The sequence below is a fragment of the Arthrobacter sp. 05T442 genome (assembly GCF_056395945.1).
Window position 1 is genome coordinate 45988 of record NZ_JBFTKM010000013.1, and the last position, 23207, is coordinate 69194.

The following is a 23207-nucleotide window of genomic DNA, read 5'->3' on the forward strand; positions in this document are numbered from 1 at the left end:
TCTTTGCGCCCGTGGCCTTCCATTCAGCCGGCTTCGTGAGCATGGGGCGAGTGAGTTCACCATGCAAAGCCCATGCGGGCGACAACGTACCCCTTTCCCCTTCGCGCCGCGGATTCCTGGCCGCCGCCGTAACCGGCGCCGCGCTGACGCTGGCTCCCATTCAATTCGCAGCCGCCGACACCGGAACCAGCAAGACCAAAACGATCACCGGGCACTTGGAACCGGGAGCCGCGGACTTCGTCTACCTTCCCGTCGAAGTGCCGGCCGGCGTCAACAGGATCAGCGTTTTGTACAGCTACAGCAAGCCCACGGTCGCCTCCGGGCTCCTGACGAACGCGTGCGACATCGGCGTCTTTGATGAGAAGGGAACCGACCTTGCCGGCAAGGGCTTCCGCGGCTGGTCCGGGGGCTTCCGCACTGAGTTCTTCATCTCCGCCGCCGAAGCCACCCCGGGATACCTGCCCGGCCCGGTCGGCAAGGGCACCTGGAACATCGCGCTCGGTCCGTACCAGGTGGCCGAGCAGGGCATGGACTACACCGTCAACGTCACCTTGGACTACGGAACCGACGGCGCGGCCTTCCGCCCGCAGTACCCGCCGCGGCAGGTTGCCGGCCGGGGCGCCGGCTGGTACCGCGGTGACGCCCACCTCCACACGGTCTATTCCGACGGCAAGCGCACGCCCGCCGAAGTTGCCGCGGGGGCCCGCGCCGCACGCCTGGACTTCATGATCAGCACCGACCACAACACCCCGGCGTCCCACGGTGTGTGGGGGCCGCTGGCCGGAAACGACCTGCTCATTCTCACGGGCGAGGAAGTGACGACCCGGAACGGGCACTACCTCGCCCTGGGACTCCAGGGCGGGGAGTGGATCGACTGGCGCTACCGGGCCCGGGACAAGGGCTTCAAGCAGGAAGCCCAGAGAATCCACGCCTCCGGCGGCATCGTGGTTCCCGCCCACCCCTTCTGCCCGTACGTCGCCTGCCGCTGGAAGTTCGGCTACGACGACGCCGACGCGGTCGAGGTCTGGACCGGCCCGTGGACCGCCGATGACGAATACGCCATCAACTCCTGGGATTCCATGCTCGCCCACTCCGTGCGGACCGGCGGACGCTGGCTTCCGGCAATGGGCAACAGCGACGCCCACAGTGCGCCGCAGGTCATCGGCTTCCCCCACAACGTCGTCAACGCCACGGCGCTGTCCCGAGACGCCATCCTCGAGGGCATCCGCAACGGCCGAAGCTGGATCGCGGAATCGGCCGACATGACCGTGGACTTCACCGTGACCTCCGGCGGCCGGAGCGCCGGCGTTGGGGAGCGCCTCGATGCCGCCGCGGATGCCCGCGTCACGGTCACAGCAAAAATCTCCGGTATCCCCAACGGGGTGGTCCGGCTCATCACGGACGAAGGCCAGACCCAGCAGACCACCCTCCCGGCCACCGGCCAGGGCACCAGCACCTGGGTGACCACCCCGCAGCTCGCCGCCTACGTGCGCGTCGAGGTACGCCACCCGATGACCGACGGCACCCCCAGCGACGGCACAGCCATGGGGACCACCCTCAAGCTCGGGCCCATGGCTGCGCTCACCAACCCGATCTTCCTCGGCGGAAAGTAGGGGCGCACCGGGCAGTTTATCGCTGCCGGGCCGGCCCGGCACGCGTCCGGTCCGGTCCGGCGGCGCGCCGGACAGGCCGGGTGGCTCACACGGGGATGTTCAGGATCTCGACGTACCGGGTGACCATCAGGTCTTGTCCCTTGATCCTGGCGATCGTTTCGGAGTCGGCGATTTCCCCGCCCGGAAGCTGTCCGGAGCCTCGCGTCGGTCCCAGCGGGAGGATGATCACGGGCGGCCCCGGGGAATATGCCGTCCGTTCGGCGGACCCTGCAAGCTGCGCCAGGACGTTGGCGGCCACGACCTTGGCCTGCCGGCCCGCGATGCCTGCCTTGTTTGCGTCGATGGCGGCGATGTCGCCGAGGGCGTAGATGTTGCCGAACCCGACCACATTCAGTTCCGGGTTGACCGCTAGGTAGCCCTCGGCCGTCCGGGCGGCCAGCAGACCTCCGGCAAGGTATCCCGTCTGCGGGGCTATTCCGTAACAGCGGAACCAGATATCAGCGTCAACGGTGGTCCCGGCCGACGTGGTGACGGAAAACCGGGCCGTTTGGCCGGCCGGGACGTCGGGTAGCCGGGTGAGGGGACTTCCCATGACCTGCTCGACGCGGAGTTCCCGCAATTGCCGGTTGATCTCATCCCGCAACCGTTGATCGTAGGGCCCAGGCAGGATCTGTTCAGCCTGGTCCACGAGGATGATCTCCTTGTCCGGCCACGCGGCGGCGATTTCCCCCGCGAATTCGAGTCCCACGGCGCCGGCACCCAGGAGCAGGACGCGGCGGGCCCGCACCAGGTTCTCGTGGGCACTGCGGTATTCCGTCAGCGCCTCGGCCGTCTCGTCCTTGTCGCTCTTGGCCGGAAACGGGTACGTGGACCCGGTGGCAAGGACAAGGATGTCAGGAATCAGCCGGATCCCCGAGGCCAGAACGACGTTGCGTCCGTCAATTCTGACGGCCCGGTCCCGCACGACACGGCCGTGAGAGAGCAGGTGGTCGTAGGGCAAGAACATGCGCTGCAGGAACTCCGGCTGGACCACAGCCCGCAACGCAGCAATGTTGTGCACAAACGCGTCCCTGGGCTCAATCAGCGTCACGGCAACGTGGTCATCTAAGGCCTTGGCAACGTTAATGCCGCCGTACCCTCCACCAATAATCGCTACCAGGGGCTGCTGGACAGCCGAGCCGTTCATGGAGTTCCCTCTTCAACGAAAGTGGCCTCCGGCACGCCGACGTACTGTCCTCGCGAAGTGGATTCAGGGGCCTACACAACGAGTATCCGGCCGCAGATGGGCCACGGGCAAGGGCCGTTCCGGTCAGCTCCTACCCTTGGTCCTTGCTGTCGCCGGGGCCGCCCACGGATCCTCCGGCCAGGGGTGCTTGGGGTAGCGGCCCCGCATCTCCGCACGGACCTGCGCGTAGGGTCCGGACCAGAAGGACGTCAGGTCGTCCGTCACGGCCAGCGGCCGCCGTGCCGGCGAGAGCAGGTGGAACAGCACGGGCACCCGGCCGCCCACGAGCCGGGGCGTGGCCGCCCATCCGAAGCATTCTTGCAGCTTGACGGCCAGCACGGGCCGGCCGGCGGGGTCGTCCACGGCCGGATAATCGATTTTCGGCCGGGAACCGCTGGGCACCTCAAGCCACTCCGGCACCAGCTCCCCCAGCCTGGCCGCCTCGGGCCAGGGCAGCAGCCGCCGCAACGGCTCGGCCAGGTCGATCCGGCTCGTCGGCGCGCCTCCGGCCAAAGCCTCGAGTTCCGGCGCCAGCCACTTGTCCAGTCCGGCAAGCAAGGCTTGCTCTGAAACGTCCGGCCAGGGCCCGCCCAGTTCGCGGTGCAGCATGGCCAGGCGCCGCCGCAATGCGTCCGCCGCCGTCGACCACCCGATGGTGCCCAGGCCCTCCCGTCCCAGTGCACGGGCCACTGCTGCGCGGCCCTCCGCCGCTGTGGGCCTGACCGGTGTGGAAGACAGCACGATCGCTCCCAGCCGGCGTTCCCGCAGGGCGGTGACCTTGCCCTGGTTGAACTGTGCCACCACGGTGTCGCTCAGGAGGTGCCGTGCAGCGGCCGCGGCCGAGTCCGCTGTCATTGGCGCCGCAGACCGGATCACGGCGCCGGTCCCCGCGGCGTCCCGCCCTCCTGTGCGCGAGACCTCGGCTACGGCCAGCCACTCCTGGCCGGCCAACGGGCTGCCAGCGGGCAGGCCCGCCCGAGTGCCCGAGGAGAGCAGGTAGCGCTCAGGCCCCTCGCCCGTGACGCGGCGCGCCACCCGGTCAGGGAAGGCGAGCGCGACGACGAGCCCGACGGCCTCAGCGGCCGTCACCTCAGCACCGGAGGGGGCGCGGGCGGCCCGCGATGCCTCCTGCCGTGCGATTTTTTCCATCCGCCGGGTATCCTCCGCCCAGCGCCGTGCCGCCGGGTCCGTGCCGGCCCGCAGCGTGGCCAGGAGCCGGGTGAGGTCTGATCCTGGCGCCCGCTGGTCGCCGGCGACGACGGCGACGGCCTCAGCCGCGGCCCGGTGGCCGACGATGGCGGACCCGTCCAGCAGCGCCCGGGCCAGCCGCGGGTCCGCGGGAATCCTGGCCAGGGTCTTTCCCAGCGCCGTGGCGTGGCCGTCGGGTCCCACCGCGCCGAGTTCCCGCAACACCTCGACCGCTTCATCCATCGCGGCCGGCGGCGGGGCATCCGCGAGCGCAAGCCCCCGGCCGCCAGGGGATCCCCAGCAGGCCAGAATGAGGGCGGCGCCGGTCAAGTCTGCCACCGCGATTTCCGGAGTCTGATGGGCGGGGGCGGCCCCGAACGTCTTCTGGTCGTAACAGCGGACCACCCGGCCGGGGCCCTGGCGGGCGGCCCGTCCGGCGCGCTGCTCGGCGGAGGCCCGGGAGCACGACACGGTCACCAGGCCGGACATGCCGCGGTTGGAGTCGCGCCGCGGCTCCCGGGCCAGGCCCGAGTCGATCACCAGCCGGACCCCGGGAACGGTCAGGGAGGACTCGGCGAGCGCCGTCGAGACGATGATCCGCGCGGTTGCCCCGGGTTCCCGCCCGGAAACCGCCCGGTCCTGTTCCGCCGGGCCCGCCTGCCCGTGCAGTTCAAGCACCTCTGCAGTGGTCCGCCTGCGCAGACGATCGGCGACGTAGGCTACCTCCCACGCTCCCGGGAGGAACACCAGGGCGTCGATGGCAGGGCCGGCGGCCAGTGCTTCGGCGTGCGCTGCGGCGGCCGTGTCGGCCACATGGTCCAGGAAGACGCGGGCCACCCCCCTTTCGTCGAGGCGGGGAACCGCCGCGGGCACCCACGCAATGTCCAGGGGGTGCAGCGCGGACGGGCAGTCAATGACGGGAGCCGGTCCGGCGCCGTCGTACTCCCCCGTCCCGGCCGCTCCCAGCAGGGCGGCAAACCGGGGCGCGTCGAGCGTGGCGGACATGGCGACGAGGGTGAGGTCACCGCGGAGCTGCCGGACTTCGGCAAGCATGCCCAGCAGCAGGTCCGTCTCCAGGCCGCGCTCGTGGACTTCGTCAAGGATGACTGCGCTGGTGCCTTCCAGCCCCGGGTCCGCGAGGAGCCGGTTCAACAGGATCCCCGGAGTGAGGAACTCAATTACGGTGTCTGCTCCGGCCTGGCGCTCCCCGCGAACCGTGTACCCGATCCGGCCGCCGAGCCGGCTGCCGTCCAGGGCGGCAAGCCGGCGGGCCGCCGAACGCGCGGCAACCCGGCGCGGCTGGGTCACGACGATCCGCAGGTTGCCGCCGCTGTTATCCGCCGCGGCTCCGGCCACGATGTTGGCGAGCAGCGGGGGAACCAGCGTGGTTTTTCCCGTGCCCGGAGGCGCCTGCACGACTGCCGTGGCTGCCGGGAGTCCCGCACGCAGGGCCCCGGAGAGGTCCCCGAGCGAGTCCGCAAACGCCAGTCCGGCCCCGATGGCGCCCAGGTTGAAGGGCCCCTGGGCGCCGGCGGGGTCCGAAGGAACGAGGGGATAAGTCACGCATCCATTGTGCCTTCAATCCAACATGAGGGTTCCTTAATGATCCTTTCATCTGCGCCTCATTGTTCTCATCCATGCTGAGTTAAACGAGCTGGCCTGCGCCGGGAAGATGAAAGCGTTGCGGGAGGACCACGGTGGAACCTTTACGGATAGTGCTGTACTCACATGATTCCGTCGGCCTGGGACATGTACGCCGCAATCTCGCCTTGGCGCACGCCCTGAGCAACCAGTTGCCGGGCCTGACCGGCCGGGCTGTCACCGGGGTCCTCATCACCGGCACCTCACTGGCGCCCGCCTTTCCCGCCCCGGAGGCGTGGGACTGGGTCCTGCTTCCCGGCATCGCCAAAGGACCTGAGGGCTACGTGCCGCGGAACGTGAGCCTGCCCATGCCGGAGCTGGTGTCCATGCGGGCCAGGCTGCTTCAGGCCACGCTGGCGGGCTTCCGCCCGCACCTGGTGATAGTGGACCGCCATGCCACAGGCGTCCACCGGGAACTGGAAGTGGCCCTGCGGCGGGCGCGCTCCACCGGTCCCGTGCGGGTGGTCCTCGGCCTCCGTGAAGTCCTGGACTCCCCCGACGCCGCCTTCGCCGAATGGGCCCGCTTTGGCGGTCCCCGGCTGGTCAAGGCCTTGTTCGATGCGATCTGGGTCTACGGCGACCCGGCAGTCCACGATCCTGTCGCAACCGGCGAGATCCCATTTTCCCTGCGGAAGATCATCCATTACACCGGGTACCTCGCCGCCGGGCGGCCCCCGGGCTCCGGGACCACCTGCATGCCCGGCCCGTTCTACATGACTACCGTTGGGGGCGGGTCCGACGGGCATGCCCTGGCGAGCATGGCAGCGGCAGTGCCGGTGCCCGAGGGGCTGGGCCACCTGATCGTCGCGGGGCCCCAGATGCCCGCCGAGGAGCTCAACGATCTTCGGCGCCGGGCACGGCCCGGGGTCAAGATCGTCTCCGCTGTCGATGACGTCATCTTTCATCTCCGTCACGCAGCCGCCGTCATCTCGATGGGAGGCTACAACACTGTTTGCGAGATCATGAGCACCGACGTCCCTGCGCTCATCGTTCCCCGCAGCCAGGCACGCGCCGAACAACGGATCCGGGCCACGTCCCTGGCCAAGGCTGGATATCTCGAACACCATGAAATCGGAACGCTGACACCGGACATCCTGGCCGCCTGGCTGGCCGCGAGGCTCGGCACCAGGGTGGACCGCCGCCGGGCCCTGCTGAACGGCCTGATCCGCGTTCCCCAACTCGCCGCCGAATTGCTTCCGAGCGTTCCCCAGTCGAACGAACGCCAGCCGGCGGCCGCCGTGAAGGAGAGTGCCCGCCGTGTCGCCGTCTGAGCCGGGGACCGCCTACGTCCTCAAGATGTATCCGCGGTTCTCCGAAACGTTCATCGTGTCCGAAATCCTGGCCCGGGAAGCGGCAGGGGACAGGATCGAGATCTTCTCCCTGCTGCCGCCCAACGACCCGAGGTTCCACTCCGAACTCGCCAGGGTCCAGGCGCCGGTGACCTACATTGACCGGCCGCTGAAGACGATCGACCTCTGGGAGTGCTTTCATGCGGCCGAAGCGGCCGGCCTCACGGGCGCCCTGGCCAGGAACTTCGCCGAGCTCGCCGCCTCCGCCCCGGACGATGCTGTCCGTGCCATCAACCTGGCCGTCGCCCTGCAGCACCGGAACATCCGGCACATGCACGTCCACTTCGCGTCCGGAGCCACCAGCGTAGCCCGGCTGGCCTCCGCCATCACGGGCATCCCCTACTCCTTCACGGCCCATGCCGTAGACATCTTCCATGACTCGGTCAGCAGCGAAGACCTCCGGATCAAGCTCGAACAGGCCCACCACGCCGTGACGATCAGCCACTTCAACCTGCGCTACCTGCGCCGGCGCTTCCCCTCGTCCACGGCCCGGCTCCACCTGGTCCGCAACGGCCTGGACCTCGACCGCTTCCCGTACCGGGATCCGCGGCCCCTTGGCACCACGGTGCGGATCGCCGCCGTCGGACGCCTGGTGGAAAAGAAGGGATTCCAGCATTTGCTGCCCGCCGCCGCCGAACTCCTGGACGAAGGTTTTCGGCTGGACCTGAGCATCGCCGGTACCGGCGTGCTGGCCGAAGAGCTTGGGGCCAGCATCGAACGGCTCGGGCTGGGCGACCACGTCCGGCTGATCGGAGCCCGGACCCAGGACCAGGTCCACGAGCTGCTCGATTCGTCCGATATGTTCGTCGCCCCCTGCGTCGTCGGCGCCGACGGCAATGCCGACGGCATGCCCACGGTCCTCCTGGAAGCAATGGCCGCCGGCGTTCCCTGCATCAGCACGGCCGTCACCGGAATCCCGGAAGTCGTCCGGAACGGTTCGACAGGGATCCTGGCCCGCCCGGCCAATCCCCACTTCCTGGCCCGCGCCATTCGGAAGATGAGCTCCCCCGGCACCGACCGGGTCGCAATGACCCGCAACGCCCGGGCCCTGATCGAACACGACTTCGACGTCCGACGCCAGGCCGAACTGCTGCGATCCCTCTGCCGCGCCGAAAGGAAGGTCGCGTGATGCGGGTGGCCTACGTCTGCGCGGACCCCGGGGTGCCCGTCTTCGGCACCAAGGGTTCATCCGTCCACGTCCAGGAAATCATCCGCGCCTGGCGCAACACCGGGGCAACCGTCACCGTGTATTGCGCCCGGCTCGGAACCGACCGCCCTGCCGACCTGGCGGATCTTGAAGTCGTCGAAATCCGGCCCAGGCACAGTGAGGGGGCCGCCCATGAACGGGCGGTCGAAGACGCTGCGCTGGCCCTCACCGACAGGATCCTGCACGACGGGTGCGGCTTGACCTACGAACGCTGCTCGCTGTTCAGTCCGGCGACCTCCGTGGTGGCCCACATCCTCGCCGTGCCTACGGTGCTCGAAGTCAATTCCCCCCTCATCGATGAACAACAGCGCTACCGGCAGCTGACCGATGTCCAGACAGCCGACAGCATTCTCCGGCGCAATGCCCGGGCAGCGGATGTGGTGGCCTGCGTCTCCGAACCGGTGGTCCGCTGGATCCGCCAGCGGGTACCCACGGCCCGGACCGTCCTGGCACCCAACGGCGTCAACGTCGACCGCGTCACGCCACGCCCCCGCGGCCGGCGGAATCCGGACCACCTTACGGTGGGCTTTGTCGGAACGTTGAAGCCGTGGCACGGGGTCCCCGACCTGCTTCACGCCGTCGCGCTGGCGAATTCCGCAGCCGCCGCTCCGGGGAACCGGTGGGCGGTACGGATCATCGGCGACGGCCCGGGCCGGATGGACCTTGAACACCTTGCCGTTTCCCTCGGAGTGGAAACGGAGTTCACCGGGGCGGTGCCGCCAGGGGCCGTGCCCGGACTTCTTCATGAATGCGACGCCGCTGCTGCGCCCTATCCCGCTGACGAGGAAGGACGCGACGACTACTTCTCGCCGCTGAAGGTTTACGAGTACATGGCCGCCGCGATGCCGATTATCGCGAGTTCCGTGGGCCAGATTCCTTCCATCCTGGAGGACGGACGCACCGGCATTTTGGTCCCGGCCTCCGAACCCCGGGCTTTCGCTGCAGCACTGACCCGGATAGCGGACGATCCCGCCCTGCGCGAAGGTCTCGGCAGCCGGGCCCGTGAGGACGCCGAAAGGCGTTTCAGCTGGAATGGGGTGCTGGCCCGCATCACAGCCGCGCTGCCTGCCCCGCGAAAGGTGGTTTTGCCATGACGGCAGCGTCGAGGCACCTGCTGACCGGGGCCATGCGGGATAGGAGGCCGTGGCCGCGACTGGGCACCGGCCGTAAACCGGAGTCCGGCATCCGCCGGACACTTCGGTGCGTCCGGCCGCATCTGCGCCAGCACCGCCTCCGGATTGCGGTCGGATTCGCCGCCCTCGCCGTGGACGTCCTCTTCCGGCTGCTCGAGCCATGGCCAGTGAAACTGGTGGTCGATGCGGTCTCCCGTTCGCTGGGCGCAACCCTGAGACGGCCGGGGCCCTCATTGGAAGCCAATACACAGACGCTGCTGCTGTGCGGCGGCGTGATCGTGGTCATTAGTGTCCTCCGGGCGATTGCCAACTATTGGTCCGCAATCTCCTTCGCCCTCGTGGGCTCACGTGTCGCGGCCGAACTCCGTGCCCGCACGTTCCGCCACGTTCAGGGCCTGTCCATGCGGCACCACACTCGGGCCTCCTCCGGTGACACGGTCCAGCGGCTCGTGAGTGACGTCTCACGCCTGCAGGACGTTGCCGTCACGGCCGGGCTCCCCATGCTCGGCAACGCCGTTACCCTCCTGGCAATGACCGTGATCATGCTGTGGCTTGACCCGATGCTGGCCCTCGTTGTCTTCCTGGCGACCGGCATATTCGCCATATTGTCGCGTCGGAGTTCGGGATCGATCACGACGGCAGCCGGAAATTCCCGCAAAGGTGAGGGGGCGCTAGCCACAACGGCGGCCCAGACCCTCGCCGCCATGCGTGAGGTCCAGGCCTACGGGCTTGAGGACACCATCAGCTCCAACTTCCGGAAAAGCAACACGGCCACCCTCGGGACCGGGGTGGTCGCACTCCGGCTGGCCGCCAGCCTCGAGCGGCGCACCGACGTGCTGATCGGCCTCGCCACGGCCGTCGTCCTGGCCGGCGGAGGCTGGCGCGTGCTGCAGCACTCCATCACCCCCGGGGACCTCATCGTCTTCCTCACCTACCTCAAAACCGGGATGAAGCCGCTGAAGGATCTCGCCAAGCAAACAAGCAGGATCGCCTCGGCCACTGCGTCCGGCGTGCGCGTGGCGGACCTGCTGGAGGCCCAGACCGACGTGCCCGAAGCGCCCAATGCCCGCCCCCTGGAAAGCCGGAGCCCGGAAATTGTCTTCGACAACGTCTGCGCGGGACACGGCGAGGGCACCACAGTCCTTCACGGGATCAACCTGAGAATTCCGGCCGGGGAACGCCTGGCCATCATCGGTCCGTCCGGCGCCGGAAAGTCAACCCTGGCCAGCCTGGTCCTGCGCATGATCGACCCCACCACCGGCACGGTACGGGTAGGAGGCGAGGACCTGAAGGAACTCCAGATTTCGTCCGTGCGCTCCCACGTCTCCATCCTGCTCCAGGACTCCGTCCTCTTCGGCAACACCGTGCGGGAGAACATCAGGTTCGGCCGCCTGGACGCCTCCGATGAGGACATCGAACACGCCGCCGCGCTGGCGCAGGCAGACGACTTCATCCGTGCCCTTCCCGACGGCTATGACACAGTCCTGGGTGAAGCTGCCAAGGACCTCTCCGGCGGACAGCGGCAGCGGATCGCGATCGCCCGTGCCATCCTGCGCCAGGCGCCGATCGTCATCCTTGACGAGGCCACCGCCGGACTGGACCCTGCCTCCCGCGAATCGATCCTGGATGCCCTTGACGTTCTGACCACGGGGCGGACCTCGATCACGATCACCCACGATGCCTTTGCAGCCCGCCTGTCCGACCGGATCATCTGGCTTGAGAATGGGCGGATCCTGGAAGAAGGCCGCCCCCTGGATCTCCTGCAGGACCCGGAAAGCCGGTTCAGCAGGTGGATGGGTGGTCCTCCCACCCCGCGCAGCGACGAGGAAGCGGACGGACAGCGAGTGGAGCTGCACGACGTTGAGGTGCCGACGTGAACTCCGTGCGTACTCCGTTGCGCGGCGCCGATCACGCGCTCGCCGTCCGCGACGATGCCCTGCCGTGCCTCGCAGCCGTGCTCGACGACGACCGTCTATCCGAGCTGCTGGGCGGGCCGGCCCGCATCACCCGGGTCCGGTACAAACCACGCACGTCCGTGCTGGTTGCCTTCTGCCGCACCCGCGGCGGTCAAGAGGATTATGGTTGGGCGCTCACGACGGCAGGCAATACCCAGCTGGCAGGACGCGCCCGGAAGTCCGAACGGCGCGGCGGCGGCGTACAACTGCTCCGCCCGGCCTTGGCTGACGCGGACGCGGTCATCGCTGTGGGCGGAGTCGATGACGACTGGGCCCTGCTCGATAACCTGCGCTGGCTGCGCAACCAGGGCCTTGAGCTGCTCGGCGCCGGGCTTCCGTCCGAGCGCGGCTTCCCCGGCGGCTCCGCCAGGGTCGTGCGCTACAAGCCCGAGCGGCGGGTCGTTCTGGTGGAGCAAACCCCGGGTTCACCGATCGTGGTCAAGACAGCGGCTCGGGCCGTCCCCGAGACCGCAGGCCGTTTCCACCAGCGCCTGCTCGAGCATGGGGTTCCTGTGCTCCGCCTGCTGGGGGACGCCGACACATGGCAGCACGGAACCACCGCGAGCCCGCTATGGGGCGACCGGGACCTGTCCGCCAGCGACAACCCCGAGGCCGCCCGCGCCGCGGGGGAAGCCCTCGCCCGGCTGCACAGCCTTCCGACGGAAGGGGACGCCGGCCCCGCCGGGTCCGAAGCCCTCGTGGAACGCCAAATGGCGGCCACCTGCGCCATGGTCGCGGCCCTCCTGCCCGATCTGGAAGCGGCTGCGGCAGCCGCGGCCGCCCGGATACGCCAGCGCCTGGACGCGGTCGGCGCCTGGCGGACTCCGGTCCGGATCCATGGGGACTTTTCCGCGGACCAGGTGCTGGTCAGCGGCTCTGAGGTCCGTCTGATCGACTTCGACCGTGCCCACAACGCGGCCGCAGAAGCTGATTTGGGCTCCTTCGCCGCCGTGGCTGAAATGAGCCGGTGGCGCGATCACCCGAACGCATCTGTCGGTCCGGAAACCCGGCACCTGATCGATGGCTATGTGCAGGCCGGCGGCCGCTTCAACGCCGCCGCAGTGGATTTCTGGGCGGCGCTGCGCATGTTTGCCGGCTGCGTCGACCCCTTCAGGGACCGGGCCGCGGACTGGGCCACCGACATGTCCCGGCATATCGACCGCGCCTGCGAGCTGGTCCGATGACCTGGCTCCCGCCGGTCCCGCAGGCCGTCGTCGACGCCTCCGGGCGAACCTGGCAGGTCCACCGGGCGTGGCCGGATAAGACTCCGGGGGACTACATCATGGAAGTCCTGACGACCGGTCGAACGGGAGTCAGGGCCGCGCATCTGCGCGCCGGTCGCTTCGAGCTCGTGCCGCGGGACGATCCCGGGTTGCCGGCCCTGCAGGCAGAGGCACGGTATGGCGAAATCATTGCCCACAGGCCCCACGCACGGGCCGTCGTCCGGGCGGAGGACTGCTACATCAAGGTTTTCCGGCCAGGCGAGGCGATTGTCCCCGCCGAACGATGCGCCCAAACGGATCTCCTGCTGGACCCCCGCACGTTCGCAGCGCCCAAGGTCCTCCGGAACTCAGCGGATGTCATTGTTTTCAGCCCCCTCCCCGGACGGACGCTGGGCGAGTTGAGCCAGGACCACGCGGCCATCACCGATGAGTGGTTCGCCTGGGTGTGGCAGGAATTTGCGCACGCCTGGGCCGCCCAGGTGGGTGCCCGCTACGATACTGCCAGGCGCAGCGCCCTTGCCACCCTCCCGCTTCACCCGCCCGACGTTGAAGTAGCCGATTTGTGGCGCTGGGTGAACCGCTGGCTGCACCACTATGCGAAAGTCCCGGAGGCATCTTCGCAGCGCGACGCCTTGTGTGCCCGGGCAGAGGACGTGACGCAGAACCTCCTCCGGACGGCGCCGGATCCCCTGGTGTGGGCCCACGGTGACCTCCACGACAAGCAGATCCTGGCCGGCGACGGCATCTCCCCGCTGGGCCTGCTGGATTTTGACGACACCGCCCAGGCCGAGGCCGCCCTCGATCTCGCTAATCTGGACGTCCATTTGGAGCTGCGTGTCCGGCAGAACCGCATGACGGGAGAACGCTTCTTCGCGGCGCACACGCAGGTCCGGGCCGCCGCTGACCTGCTGCAGGTGAGCCCGGTCAGGTTCCATGCCTATTCCGCTGCAGCGTGGCTGCGCCTGGCGTGCTCTCCGCTGCCCGGGCGATCAGCCCTGGCCCTCGCCGTTCTCGACGAACGCGCCACGCACCCGCCCGTCCGCGCGGCGGAGGGGCTGACGGCATGAACTGGCACCCGGCCGTCCCGGCCGCTGTCCCGGACACGGACGGAACACAATGGCTGGTCCGGCGGGCCTGGCCCGAAGCCGCCGCGGGCGACTACACCATGGAGCTTGCGGCGCCCGGGCGCCCGGGCGTCAGGGCCGCCCATCTCCGGGCCGGAGCGCTGGAGCTGATACCGGAGGGGGGCGACCGGCGTCTGCCCGCCCTCGCGCATGCGGCACCGCTGGGCGAGGTCGTGGTGCACCGGGCCCACAAGCGTGCCGTGGTGAAGGCCGGCGCCGGTTATTTCAAAATCTTCCGGACCAGGCAGTCCGACGAAGCCGCGGGACGGCACACCCGGATGAACGCCATCCTGGACGCCGGGGACTTCCTCACGCCGCAAGTGGTGTCCTATACCCCGGGCTGCCTTCTCCTGACCGCCCTCCCCGGGCGTTCCCTGTTCGAGCTGGGAAAGGACCCCTCGGGCAGCGACGCCGTGTTCGAAGGAGCCTGGCGGAAATGGTCCGAGTGCTGGATCCGGCAACAACTGCTGGCTGGCGCTCCTGCGCACCGCGCTGCCTATGAGGCGCTCCCGGCCCGCACGGCCGCCGTCGAACTGGAAAACCTGCAGCGCATCGTCAATTTGTGGTTGCTGCATGCCCAGGACGACCCGGCGGCGCAAACCCAGCGCAGCGACGTCCGTTCCGCCGCCGCCCGGATCGGGCAGCAGCTGCTCGGCACCGAACCTGATCCGCTGGGGCTGTCCCATGGCGACCTCCACGACAAGCAGATATTCGCCGAAGGCCCCGAGGCTCCCCTCGGGCTGCTGGATTTCGACGAGGCAGGCCGGGCCGAAGCTGCTGCCGACCTCGCAAACCTTGCCGTGCACCTGCAGCTGCGCCTGCGCCAGGGCCGCCTGACAGCCGGACGCTACACGGCCGCCCGCCGCCAGGTCATCGCAGCTGCCGAGGAATTACGGGTCACGCCTGCGCGCTTCGACGCCTACGCCCAGGCGACACGCCTGCGATTGGGCTGCCTCTATTCCTTCAGGCCGGAGTGGGCCACCCTGGCCGGTAATTTCCTCGACCGCGCTGCAGGGGATGAAACCCCTTCGTTCGCCCATGCGTCGTCAGTGCGGCCCGCAAACCTCAAAACCGTCAGCTGACAGAATATGAAATCTGTCATTCCATTGCTGTATGGTTCTTTTATGTCTACGCACCCCACCACCGCCCTCTTTTGGCCGCGCCGCCTCGGCGCAACCGGCCCCACGGTCTCCCCCTTGGGCCTTGGCCTGATGGGCATGTCGGACCTGTACGGCCCCGCGGACGACGCCGAGAGCAAGTCCACCATCCACGCCGCCCTCGATGCGGGAGTCACCCTGCTCGACACCGGCGACTTCTACGGCTCGGGCCACAACGAAATGCTGCTGCGGGACGCCCTGCGCGGCCGCCGGCGTGAAGACGCCGTCATCAGCGTGAAATTCGGCGCGCTGCGCGATCCTGCCGGCGGCTGGGGCGGTGTCGACACGCGGCCCGTCGCCATCAAGAACTTCATCGCCTACACCCTGCGCCGGCTGGGGACGGACTACGTGGACATCTACAGGCCCGCCCGCCTCGACCCTTCGGTGCCGGTCGAGGATATCGTCGGGGCCATGGCCGACCTCGTCACCCAGGGCTACGTCCGCCACATTGGCCTGTCCGAGGTGGGCGCGGACACTCTGCGCCGCGCCCACGCCGTCCACCCCATCTCCGATCTGCAGATCGAGTATTCACTCATTTCCCGCGGCATCGAGGACACCATCTTGCCCGCAGCACGGGAACTGGGCATCGGCATCACCGCCTACGGCGTACTGTCCCGGGGCCTCCTGTCCGGGCACTGGTCCGCGCAGCGCAGCGAAGGCCGCAACTTCCGCACCCACCTCCCCCGCTTCAGCGGCGAGAACCTCGACCACAACCTTCAGCTCGTCGAAACCCTTCGCCGTCTGGCAGAGGCCAGGGGGACCACCGTCGCCCGCATCGCCATCGCCTGGGTCATGTCCCGCGGCGAGGACATCGTCGCGCTGGTCGGCGCCCGGCGCCGGGACCGGCTCGCGGAGTCCCTCGGCGCAGCCGAGCTGGAACTGACACCGCAGGACCTGGCCGAAATCGAAGCAGCCGTCCCTGCCGAAGCCGCCGCGGGTACCCGGTACGACGCCGGACAGATGTCCTTCCTGGACAGCGAACGGCCGTGACCACCCCTCCGGGCGTGTTGACCACGGACGGAATCCTGGACGCTGCCGAGGACGTGCTCCGCCGTTACGGGCCGGCGAAAACAAATGTCGTGGACGTCGCCAAGGTGCTGGGCGTCAGCCACGGAAGTGTCTACAGGCACTTTCCGAGCAAAATCGCCCTCAGGGATGCCGTCGCCGAGCGCTGGCTGGCCAGGTTGTCGGCACCCCTTGCGGCGGTCGTGGATGAACACGACGGTCCGGCGGTCGAGCGGTTGCTCCGCTGGATCCGGCAGCTGGCCGCGACGAAGCAGCGCATGTCACGGGAAGACCCGGAGCTTTTCGCCACGTTTCACCGGCTCACCACCGAGGCCCGGGACGTTGTCTCGGCACATGTCGGCCATCTCGCCGCGCAGATTTCCCAAATCATCGCCGCGGGTATCGACAGTGGCGAGTTTGCCGCCGTCGACCCTCCCTCAGCAGGACGCGCGGTGCTGCAGGCGACTGCTTTTTTCCACCACCCTGCCCACGCCGAGGACTGGGACAAGCCCGCCATCAGCCAGGACCTCGACGCCGTATGTCGCGTCCTCGTCGCCGGCCTCGCCACGCGGTAGGTCCGGACGCGCCCACCGGCCCGCAAGCGAACACCCGCTCCTGTCAGCTCCCGACGAAACACACCACGCAAAGCAAGGAATCACATGATCAATCTCCAGCAGGACGCCGACGGCTTCGTCCGCATGAACAGGCATTTTCCTGACAGCACGCCCGTGTCCGTCACGTTCAACGACGGATCCGAGGCGGTGCTCTCCGGGCGCCGGTTGAACAAGGCGTATGACGAGGCCCTGGCGGAGTACCGGGCGCAGAACCACCTGGACGCAAAGGGATATTCCCGTGGCCCGCGAAAGACAGTGCGCCCGGCCAACAAGATCGAATTTGTGCTTGTCCACACCGGAATGGCCGGAGAGTAGGGAAACCGACGCCGATGGACGCCGTCCGCCGGTGGATGTGATTGACTACTGCCGATCACACTCGATGGAGGCGAATGTCATGAGCACCCGGCAGACGGATTCCCGGACGCGACCGCCGTCGCTCTGGCGGCACAAAGGCTTTGTCGGACTCTGGGGCGCTGAGAGCATCAGTGAGCTTGGCTCCCAGTTCAGCTCCCTCGCGCTGCCCGTCATAGCCGTCACGCTCCTGCACGCCGGTGAATGGCAGCTCGGTGTTTTGAACGCCGCCGGAACGGCGGCGTTCCTCGTTGTTGGGCTCCCGGCTGGCGCATGGGTGGACCGCTGGCTCAAGCGGCACGTCATGATCGCAGCCGACCTGATCCGGGCGATTGCGATTGCTGCGGTCCCCCTGCTCTGGTGGCTTGGACTCCTGCAGTTGTGGCATCTTGCAGTGGTCGCGGCCGTTGTTGGAATTGCCACCGTCTTCTTCGATGTCTCCTACCAAAGCTACGTGCCGATCCTCGTGCCTTTAGAAAAGGTCGCTGAAGCCAACTCCAGGCTTGAGGCAAGCTTCCAGATCGCCCGCATCGGGGGCCCGGCGCTTGCCGGGTCCCTGATTGCCATCGCCTCCGCCCCGGTCCTGCTCATTGCCGACGCCGTGTCCTACCTGTTCTCGGCAGTCTTCTTGAAGCGGATCAGCGACCAGGAGGTGAAACCAGACCGCGGAGCACGCCGCCGGCTTGTGAGTGAAATCGCTGATGGAGTCCGGTTTGTCGCCCACGAGCCGCTCATTCGCAGGGTGGTCGGCACAACCGCGACGGCGAACCTGTTCGGCACCTTGTCCTCCACGCTGCTCCCGTTGCTCATACTTCGACAGCTAAACCTGGGCACTGCGGGTCTGGGGCTCGTGTTGTCGGTCGGTGCGATCGGAGGCCTGCTCGGCGCCCTCACGGCCTCCGCTCTTTCCCGCCGGGTCGGGGAGGGACGGGTCATCGGACTCTCTGCCGTGGCGGGCTCGCTCATGCTTGCGTTCATCCCGCTGGCGGCGGGGGCCCGTGAATTCTCACTCGCCGTCCTGATTTTCGCCGAATTTGGCGTATCGTTCATGGGCCTGACCTACAACATCACGCAGGTCAGCCTGCGACAGCGGCTTTGTCCGCCACATCTTTTGGGGAGGATGAACGCCTCGATCCGCTTCGCCGTGTGGGGAGTGATGCCCGTCTCCAGCCTGGCGGCCGGCCTCCTGGGCGGGTGGTTGGGGATGCTGCCGACGATGTGGATCGCCGCAGCCGGATCGCTTGCCGGCTGCGGCTTCGTGGTCTTCTCCCCGCTCAGCCGGCGGCGTTTGCCCGGCGCTACAGCACTGCGCTGAGAAGGGTCTTCCCGCTGCCGGCGGCACGGATCTCAACGCGGCGGATGTCGGCAGCCCGGATGGTGGTGGTCGCCGTCGGCGTCGCCACCGTCCCGGGGGTCGCTGTCCAGCTGGCCACCTGTGTTGCGACGCCCCGGGCGTCAACAACCATCAGGCGGTACTCCTCCGGATTTTGAGCGCCGCCGGATCCTGCCGGGTAGTCGCCCGGGTTAGGCGAGTAGGTGCACTCCCAGTCGATCCGCGTTCCCCACGGTTGCCCGGTGAGGGACCCCTTCGCGGCCAGCCCGCTGGCGCCTGTCGGCGTGAAGTGAAGGGCTGCGGCCGATGCAGCCTGGGTCTGTAGGGCCGGCGGGGCCGGGCTGGTGACCGCGGCGGTGATTACGCCGGACGCCGCACTGGCGCCAAGGACAAGGGCGGCAGCGGCCAGCCGCGTCCGCCGCCGCCGGACCCGGACATGATCCGCCAGACCGGATGGCAGCCCCGGCGATGCCGTCACGTCGGCAGCCGGCGCCAGTGTCCGTGCCTCCGCGGGTGACAGGGCGGCCAACAATGCCGGCAGCCCGGCAAGCTCGGCCACTGCGGCCCTGCATCCGGCGCATTCGGCCAGGTGTTCCTCGAACTCGTGACGTTCAGAGGGGATCAGGGCCCCCAGCACATACGCTGCATCCCAGCTGCGGTAACTGTCGATTCCGGTCGGGCTCATGGAGTCACTCCGCCTTCCTGGAGGGCCAGCCGCAGGGCCCTCAACGCGTAGTGCAGCCTGGACTTCACGGTCCCTTCAGCCAGCTGCAGGCTTTTCGCCATTTCGGCCGTTGTCTCACGCTGATAGTACGCATGCAAAATCACAGCCCGGTGGTCGGCGGACAATCCTGCGAGGGCGTCAGAGACGAGCCACGCGTCCAGGATCCTGTCAATCCGGTCCGTTTCCGGGATTTCCGGCAGCCGCTCCGCCTCCGTTTCGTGCCGCCGTCGGGCGCTCCGGCGGTCATCGATCACGAGGTTGCGGGCTACCTTGTAGAGCCAGGCCCTCACCGCCGGCTCCGCCCGCTGGAGCACATCGGGATGTTGCCAGGCCCGGATCAAGGTCTCCTGCACGACGTCGTCCGCCAGCGCACGGTCGCCTGTCAGTCCCGTGACGAACCGCCGCAGCGCCGGGCCGTAGGCCTCATTCAGCGAGCGCAGCAGCTCAGCCTCGTGATCGGACATCTCAACCTCCCAGTTAGGGAACGAAGCGGGCCCCCCTTTGGTTCACCAGCCGAATAATCCAGCCGGGCTTGAACCCGCGGGCTCCCGCGACCGTTCTTAGGTACGAGTCCGGCGATCCATGCCGGGCACTGCCTCAGGAGGGCACAATGAAGATTCCCCGCCCGGCGCTGGCCGCCGCGGCCTTGGGCAGCACCCTATTGCTGGGAGCATGTTTCGGCGGACAACCGTCGGCACCGGCCCCTGCCCCATCCGGGGTCAGCACCCTGCCCGGCACGGGGGCGCCGTCCCCGCAGCCCACGGCCCCCGGGACGACCGATGAAACCGCCACGCCGCCGATGGTGCCGTCTCCGGCAGAAGTTCCGTCCCCGGCCACAGTTACTGTGCCGGCCCAAGTTCCGGCGCCGGCCGTGCTGCCGCCCGTTCCGCCCCCGGCCCCGGTGGTCGTGCCGCCACCCGCCCCGCCGCGGGTAGCTCCGCCCCCGCCGCCGCCGCCTGCCCCGCCGCGGGTAGCTCCGCCCCCGCCTCCGCGGATGGCTCCCCCGCCCGCACGGGCACCCGCGGGGAACGATCATGATGCCGATAACAACGGAGGCCCGGACGACGGTGACGGCAACAAGTAGGGCGAAGACAGGCCAACCCCGGCCGCAGGGTTGGTTGTCCGGGAGTTCGGCGCGGCTCCGCCGGACCAGGGTGACCGCCCGGGTGTTGGGGGCCCTGGCGGCGATGGTCCTGGGCGGCTGCAGCTCCCCGGCTCAGGACCGGACACCCGTGCTGGCCCCGGCCGGCACCACAACATTCGCGTGGTTCCAGGCGGGCCCGGCGCCGGCCGGCTGGAAATCCAGGGAGCTTCCGGACGGAACGGCGGTTCTCTCCATCCCGCCAGGCGCCAGCCCGGTGGAAAGCGACCCCGGCAGCCTGTCTGCCGCCCTCACCGCACCGAACGGTGATCTCCAGGTCTATCTCAACGCCACGCCGCAGCAGGGTGAGGAGTCGCTGGCCAACTGGCCGGAATTCCGCCTCGACCACCTCACGGACGAGCACGCTGCGTCCGCGACCCGAATTTCCAGCCGTGACGGAATGGGGTTCCGCGGCGGAACCGGTTCGTGCGTGGCCGACGCCTACGTGACCCGCATCGGCGCCCACGAATATCGTGAGATAGCGTGCCTTGTGGCGGGCGCCAGGGGTAGCAGCGTACTGGTCGTGGCAGCCTTCGCCGACTCCTGGGACCGCTACGGCCCGGTGATGCAGCAGGCAATTGACTCATACCTGGCTGAGTAGGATGCACCCTCGAATCCAGCGGGTAGCCGGAGCTATTGACACGGATCCCCGCGCAGGACTAAACCGGCCCTAGCGTCGGGTGGATACACCGGGCGCCACGGCGTTCAGCCGTTCTCGTCCAGGGAGGAGAGACCCGTGCAAAGCCAGGCTCCGCGCTTCCGAAGCCCCACGATCATCCGCAAGGCCCTGACCACGGCGGCGGCCCTCACCCTCACGACTGCCGGCCTGCTGGGCGGGTCGACGCCGGCATCGGCGGGAACCTACCTCGGCGGCGTCGACATGCAGCGCGCCTGCAACACCCAGTACTACGATGCCTTCGAAATCCGGGCCGTGATCCTGGACCAGTACGACGCCTACAGCTGGCGGTGCGTCTTGGGCTCGGACACCTCCGACGGGATCAACGTCAACCAGGAATGCGTCATCGAGTACGGTGGCGGCGCCTATGCCGGGCTCGTGTACTGGTGGGATCCGCACTCCTGGTACTGCCAGCGGTAGCCCGGCGTGCCGTCCTCAGACGCCCAGTCCTGAAGCGCTGGGAGGCGCCACGGTCCAGTCATTCCCTGCCGCCCGCATCCACGGCAACGGCAGCAACTCTGCCACAGTGACTTTCCCGACCCGTCCTTCGGCATCGATGAGGACGGTGGTGCCGGACCCGTACGTGCGCATCAGTTCCCGGCAGACGCCGCAGGGGTTGGTCACTTGGGGCACTCCCGCCGGCGTCATGCACACCGCCACGGCCGATTCGATGGATGTCTCGTTGGCCATGCAGGCGTTGGCAACGGCACTGGACTCGGCACAGACGTTGACCCGTTTCGAGCCCACGTGAAGACCGAGATAGATCTGCCCTGAACCGCCCCGCATCGCGGCCGCGACCCTGTGGTTATCGACGTGATGTGCCGCTAACAGCTGCGCGCAGGCGGCCTCATAGAGTTCGATGTCTAAGGCATCGAGGTCGAACGTGATCACGTGAATCCTCCGATTGTTGATGTGGGTGACGGTCGCCGGGAAGGCCGAGGGCCCCCACATCACCTTCCAGGGTGATGTGAAGGCCCGACGCCGCTCCCGGAAGGGTCCTCAGTCTCCGACGAACAGGCCGTTGGCCCGACGGGCGAGGAGATAGAAAATGATGCTGAGGATGGACAGAACCGCTACATAGACCGGGAAGATCCAGGCGGCGTTCAGGGACTGCAGCCAGACGAGAAGGAAGGACGCAGTCCCCCCGAAGAGCGCGACGCCGATCCCGTAGCCCAGCGACGTTCCGGCACCCCGGCAGGCCTTCGGCATCAGGGAGCTCGAGACGACGTTGTAAAGGGTCATGTTCAGGACGAGGACAACGGAGCCGCCGAGCAGGACAGCGGCGAACCCGCCGATTCCCGGCTGGACGTACATCAGCATGAGGAACACGGAAGGAACGGCAAGGGCCCGGGTCACGAGGAACCACTTGGACATCGACTTGCCGTCCGTCAGCTTGCCCACGACGAGGCTTCCGATGACGAGGACGACGCCCAGGATTGTCGTCACGGCGAAGACCGCCGTCGGATCTTCCTTGAAGCTGCTGCGTGCGGCGTTCGGCAGCCCGGTGTTCCAGGCGTAGTTATAGGCCTGGGCGGCGCCGACGACGAAGGTGATGGCCAGGACGCTGAGCCAGTTCTTGCGCACGCCCTTCCACACGGTCTTGGAGGTGCTTCCTGCCAGCTCTTCAGGTTTCATCGTTTCCGGCAGCGCGCGGCGCAGGTAGGCCACGACGACGCCGAGGACCGCACCGATGACGAACGGGATACGCCATCCCCAGTCCGACATGGCGGCTGCGCCCAAGGCCAGGCTCGCCACGTAGCTGACAAGGGATGCCAGCAGGATGCCCATGTTGACGTAGAAGGAAATAATCCCGGCCACAAATCCTTCGCGGCCCGCAGGCACAAGTTCCACCGCGTGGGACGTGGACAGCGGGGCCTCCACACCGGTGGAAATGCCCTGGATCACCCGGCATACGAGAAGAATGATGCCGGCCCAGGGGCCGATCTGCTGGTAGGTCGGCGTCAATGCGATGATGAGCGTGGTTCCGGCCATCATCGCGATGGACCAGAGCATCACACGGCGCCGTCCGAGCCGGTCTGCCAGGGTTCCGAGCAGGATGCCGCCGAGCGGACGGAAGGCAAAGCCCACGGCGAAGACAGCCAGGGCGTTCAATGTGGCGGCCAGGGGATCCGTCGACGGGAAGAACTTGGGTCCGATGAAGGCGGACAGCAGACCGAATACCATCCAGTCGTACCACTCAAGGGTGTTCCCCAGCCCGAGGGCGAGTATGCCTCTACGGACCTCAGGAGAAAAGCCTCTTGTCCGGGAACTACTCACATCATCTTTGATGCCTGTGTCGATCATGATTGCTTCCTTCGCCAGCGCTTTTTGGGCGCGTGAGTGTATGGACCACCGCCGCCGGACGGAGAGCCGGGAGACGATGGACGAAACTATCGGTATTTTTGGGCCGAACTAGGGCCTGACGGCCTCACCAGATGGGAGGCGAATTAACCCGGATAGCTACGCATACCTCTTCGTAGCGATTAACAAACCACTGCGGGATCCTGGCGGAGAAGATCATTGAATCGCCGCTTCGGTGGCCGCCTTC

At 68.2% G+C, this 23207-nt stretch carries 20 protein-coding genes; 14 read left to right on the top strand and 6 right to left on the bottom strand.

Translation table 11 applies throughout. The features are described from left to right. Positions 1-50 precede the first annotated feature (50 nt). On the top strand, positions 51-1613 hold the full coding sequence (locus AC1DES_RS13270) for a CehA/McbA family metallohydrolase (RefSeq protein WP_476896170.1): 1563 nt from the start codon (positions 51-53) through the stop codon (positions 1611-1613). 85 nt (positions 1614-1698) lie between these two features. Here AC1DES_RS13270 and AC1DES_RS13275 read toward each other — a convergent pair whose 3' ends face one another. After that, positions 1699-2799: an FAD-dependent oxidoreductase gene (locus AC1DES_RS13275; RefSeq protein ID WP_476896171.1), complete on the bottom strand. Its 1101-nt coding sequence runs from the start codon at positions 2797-2799 to the stop codon at positions 1699-1701. Between the two features lie 123 nt (positions 2800-2922). Further along, positions 2923-5589: an ATP-dependent helicase HrpB gene (gene hrpB, locus AC1DES_RS13280; protein ID WP_476896172.1), complete on the bottom strand. Its 2667-nt coding sequence runs from the start codon at positions 5587-5589 to the stop codon at positions 2923-2925. Between the two features lie 152 nt (positions 5590-5741). Between hrpB and AC1DES_RS13285 the strand changes: the two genes are divergently transcribed. From AC1DES_RS13285 to AC1DES_RS13335, 11 genes are all read left to right on the top strand, one after another. Beyond that, on the top strand, positions 5742-6938 hold the full coding sequence (locus tag AC1DES_RS13285) for a glycosyltransferase family protein (protein ID WP_476896173.1): 1197 nt from the start codon (positions 5742-5744) through the stop codon (positions 6936-6938). Further along, on the top strand, positions 6925-8145 hold the full coding sequence (locus AC1DES_RS13290) for a glycosyltransferase family 4 protein (protein ID WP_476896174.1): 1221 nt from the start codon (positions 6925-6927) through the stop codon (positions 8143-8145). The genes AC1DES_RS13285 and AC1DES_RS13290 overlap by 14 nt, the downstream gene beginning before the upstream one ends. Next, positions 8145-9317 carry a glycosyltransferase family 4 protein gene (locus AC1DES_RS13295; protein WP_476896231.1) on the top strand — a complete coding sequence of 391 codons (1173 nt, stop codon included), beginning with the start codon at positions 8145-8147 and terminating at the stop codon, positions 9315-9317. Before AC1DES_RS13290 ends, AC1DES_RS13295 begins: the two co-directional genes overlap by 1 nt. Then, positions 9314-11233: an ABC transporter ATP-binding protein gene (locus tag AC1DES_RS13300; protein WP_476896175.1), complete on the top strand. Its 1920-nt coding sequence runs from the start codon at positions 9314-9316 to the stop codon at positions 11231-11233. Before AC1DES_RS13295 ends, AC1DES_RS13300 begins: the two co-directional genes overlap by 4 nt. Next, entirely contained in the window at positions 11230-12495 is a 1266-nt protein-coding gene (locus AC1DES_RS13305) for a phosphotransferase family protein (protein ID WP_476896176.1), read from the top strand. The genes AC1DES_RS13300 and AC1DES_RS13305 overlap by 4 nt, the downstream gene beginning before the upstream one ends. Beyond that, positions 12492-13601 (top strand): phosphotransferase, encoded by a 1110-nt coding sequence (locus AC1DES_RS13310; RefSeq protein ID WP_476896177.1) that lies wholly within the window; start codon positions 12492-12494, stop codon positions 13599-13601. Before AC1DES_RS13305 ends, AC1DES_RS13310 begins: the two co-directional genes overlap by 4 nt. Next, positions 13598-14740: a phosphotransferase gene (locus AC1DES_RS13315; RefSeq protein ID WP_476896178.1), complete on the top strand. Its 1143-nt coding sequence runs from the start codon at positions 13598-13600 to the stop codon at positions 14738-14740. The genes AC1DES_RS13310 and AC1DES_RS13315 overlap by 4 nt, the downstream gene beginning before the upstream one ends. 42 nt (positions 14741-14782) lie before the next feature. Beyond that, a complete protein-coding gene (locus tag AC1DES_RS13320; RefSeq protein WP_476896179.1) occupies positions 14783-15805 on the top strand; it encodes an aldo/keto reductase in 1023 nt (340 codons plus the stop codon). Further along, entirely contained in the window at positions 15802-16395 is a 594-nt protein-coding gene (locus AC1DES_RS13325; protein ID WP_476896180.1) for a TetR/AcrR family transcriptional regulator, read from the top strand. The genes AC1DES_RS13320 and AC1DES_RS13325 overlap by 4 nt, the downstream gene beginning before the upstream one ends. Positions 16396-16479: 84 nt before the next feature. Continuing rightward, a complete protein-coding gene (locus AC1DES_RS13330; protein ID WP_476896181.1) occupies positions 16480-16749 on the top strand; it encodes a hypothetical protein in 270 nt (89 codons plus the stop codon). Between the two features lie 79 nt (positions 16750-16828). Beyond that, the gene (locus AC1DES_RS13335; protein WP_476896182.1) at positions 16829-18100 is read left to right on the top strand and encodes an MFS transporter; all 1272 of its coding nucleotides are present in this window, start codon (positions 16829-16831) and stop codon (positions 18098-18100) included. Here the strand turns inward: AC1DES_RS13335 and AC1DES_RS13340 are convergent. Together AC1DES_RS13340 and AC1DES_RS13345 are read right to left on the bottom strand one after the other, a co-directional pair. Next, positions 18084-18803, bottom strand: coding sequence for a zf-HC2 domain-containing protein (locus AC1DES_RS13340; protein WP_476896183.1), 720 nt, complete (start codon positions 18801-18803; stop codon positions 18084-18086). The genes AC1DES_RS13335 and AC1DES_RS13340 overlap by 17 nt on opposite strands. After that, entirely contained in the window at positions 18800-19306 is a 507-nt protein-coding gene (locus AC1DES_RS13345; RefSeq protein ID WP_476896184.1) for a sigma-70 family RNA polymerase sigma factor, read from the bottom strand. Before AC1DES_RS13345 ends, AC1DES_RS13340 begins: the two co-directional genes overlap by 4 nt. Positions 19307-19960: 654 nt before the next feature. Here AC1DES_RS13345 and AC1DES_RS13350 point away from each other — a divergent pair. Both AC1DES_RS13350 and AC1DES_RS13355 read left to right on the top strand, forming a co-directional pair. Further along, on the top strand, positions 19961-20584 hold the full coding sequence (locus tag AC1DES_RS13350) for a hypothetical protein (RefSeq protein WP_476896185.1): 624 nt from the start codon (positions 19961-19963) through the stop codon (positions 20582-20584). Between the two features lie 135 nt (positions 20585-20719). Next, the gene (locus tag AC1DES_RS13355) at positions 20720-21079 is read left to right on the top strand and encodes a hypothetical protein (protein ID WP_476896186.1); all 360 of its coding nucleotides are present in this window, start codon (positions 20720-20722) and stop codon (positions 21077-21079) included. A gap of 15 nt (positions 21080-21094) precedes the next feature. Here AC1DES_RS13355 and AC1DES_RS13360 read toward each other — a convergent pair whose 3' ends face one another. Both AC1DES_RS13360 and AC1DES_RS13365 read right to left on the bottom strand, forming a co-directional pair. Further along, positions 21095-21550, bottom strand: coding sequence for a cytidine/deoxycytidylate deaminase family protein (locus AC1DES_RS13360; protein WP_476896187.1), 456 nt, complete (start codon positions 21548-21550; stop codon positions 21095-21097). Positions 21551-21658: 108 nt separating this feature from the next. Further along, positions 21659-22963 carry an MFS transporter gene (locus AC1DES_RS13365; RefSeq protein ID WP_476896188.1) on the bottom strand — a complete coding sequence of 435 codons (1305 nt, stop codon included), beginning with the start codon at positions 22961-22963 and terminating at the stop codon, positions 21659-21661. Positions 22964-23207: the final 244 nt, after the last annotated feature.

Excerpts from the sequence above, each read along its gene's own strand:
- AC1DES_RS13310 (WP_476896177.1), top strand. The coding sequence starts at position 12,492 with ATGACCTGGCTCCCGCCGGTCCCGCAGGCCGTCGTCGACGCCTCCGGG.
- AC1DES_RS13340 (WP_476896183.1), bottom strand. The coding sequence starts at position 18,803 with ATGAGCCCGACCGGAATCGACAGTTACCGCAGCTGGGATGCAGCGTAT.
- AC1DES_RS13295 (WP_476896231.1), top strand. The coding sequence starts at position 8,145 with ATGCGGGTGGCCTACGTCTGCGCGGACCCCGGGGTGCCCGTCTTCGGC.
- AC1DES_RS13330 (WP_476896181.1), top strand. The coding sequence starts at position 16,480 with ATGATCAATCTCCAGCAGGACGCCGACGGCTTCGTCCGCATGAACAGG.
- AC1DES_RS13275 (WP_476896171.1), bottom strand. The coding sequence starts at position 2,799 with ATGAACGGCTCGGCTGTCCAGCAGCCCCTGGTAGCGATTATTGGTGGA.
- AC1DES_RS13335 (WP_476896182.1), top strand. The coding sequence starts at position 16,829 with ATGAGCACCCGGCAGACGGATTCCCGGACGCGACCGCCGTCGCTCTGG.
- AC1DES_RS13320 (WP_476896179.1), top strand. The coding sequence starts at position 14,783 with ATGTCTACGCACCCCACCACCGCCCTCTTTTGGCCGCGCCGCCTCGGC.
- AC1DES_RS13300 (WP_476896175.1), top strand. The coding sequence starts at position 9,314 with ATGACGGCAGCGTCGAGGCACCTGCTGACCGGGGCCATGCGGGATAGG.
- AC1DES_RS13345 (WP_476896184.1), bottom strand. The coding sequence starts at position 19,306 with ATGTCCGATCACGAGGCTGAGCTGCTGCGCTCGCTGAATGAGGCCTAC.
- AC1DES_RS13315 (WP_476896178.1), top strand. The coding sequence starts at position 13,598 with ATGAACTGGCACCCGGCCGTCCCGGCCGCTGTCCCGGACACGGACGGA.
- AC1DES_RS13365 (WP_476896188.1), bottom strand. The coding sequence starts at position 22,963 with ATGATCGACACAGGCATCAAAGATGATGTGAGTAGTTCCCGGACAAGA.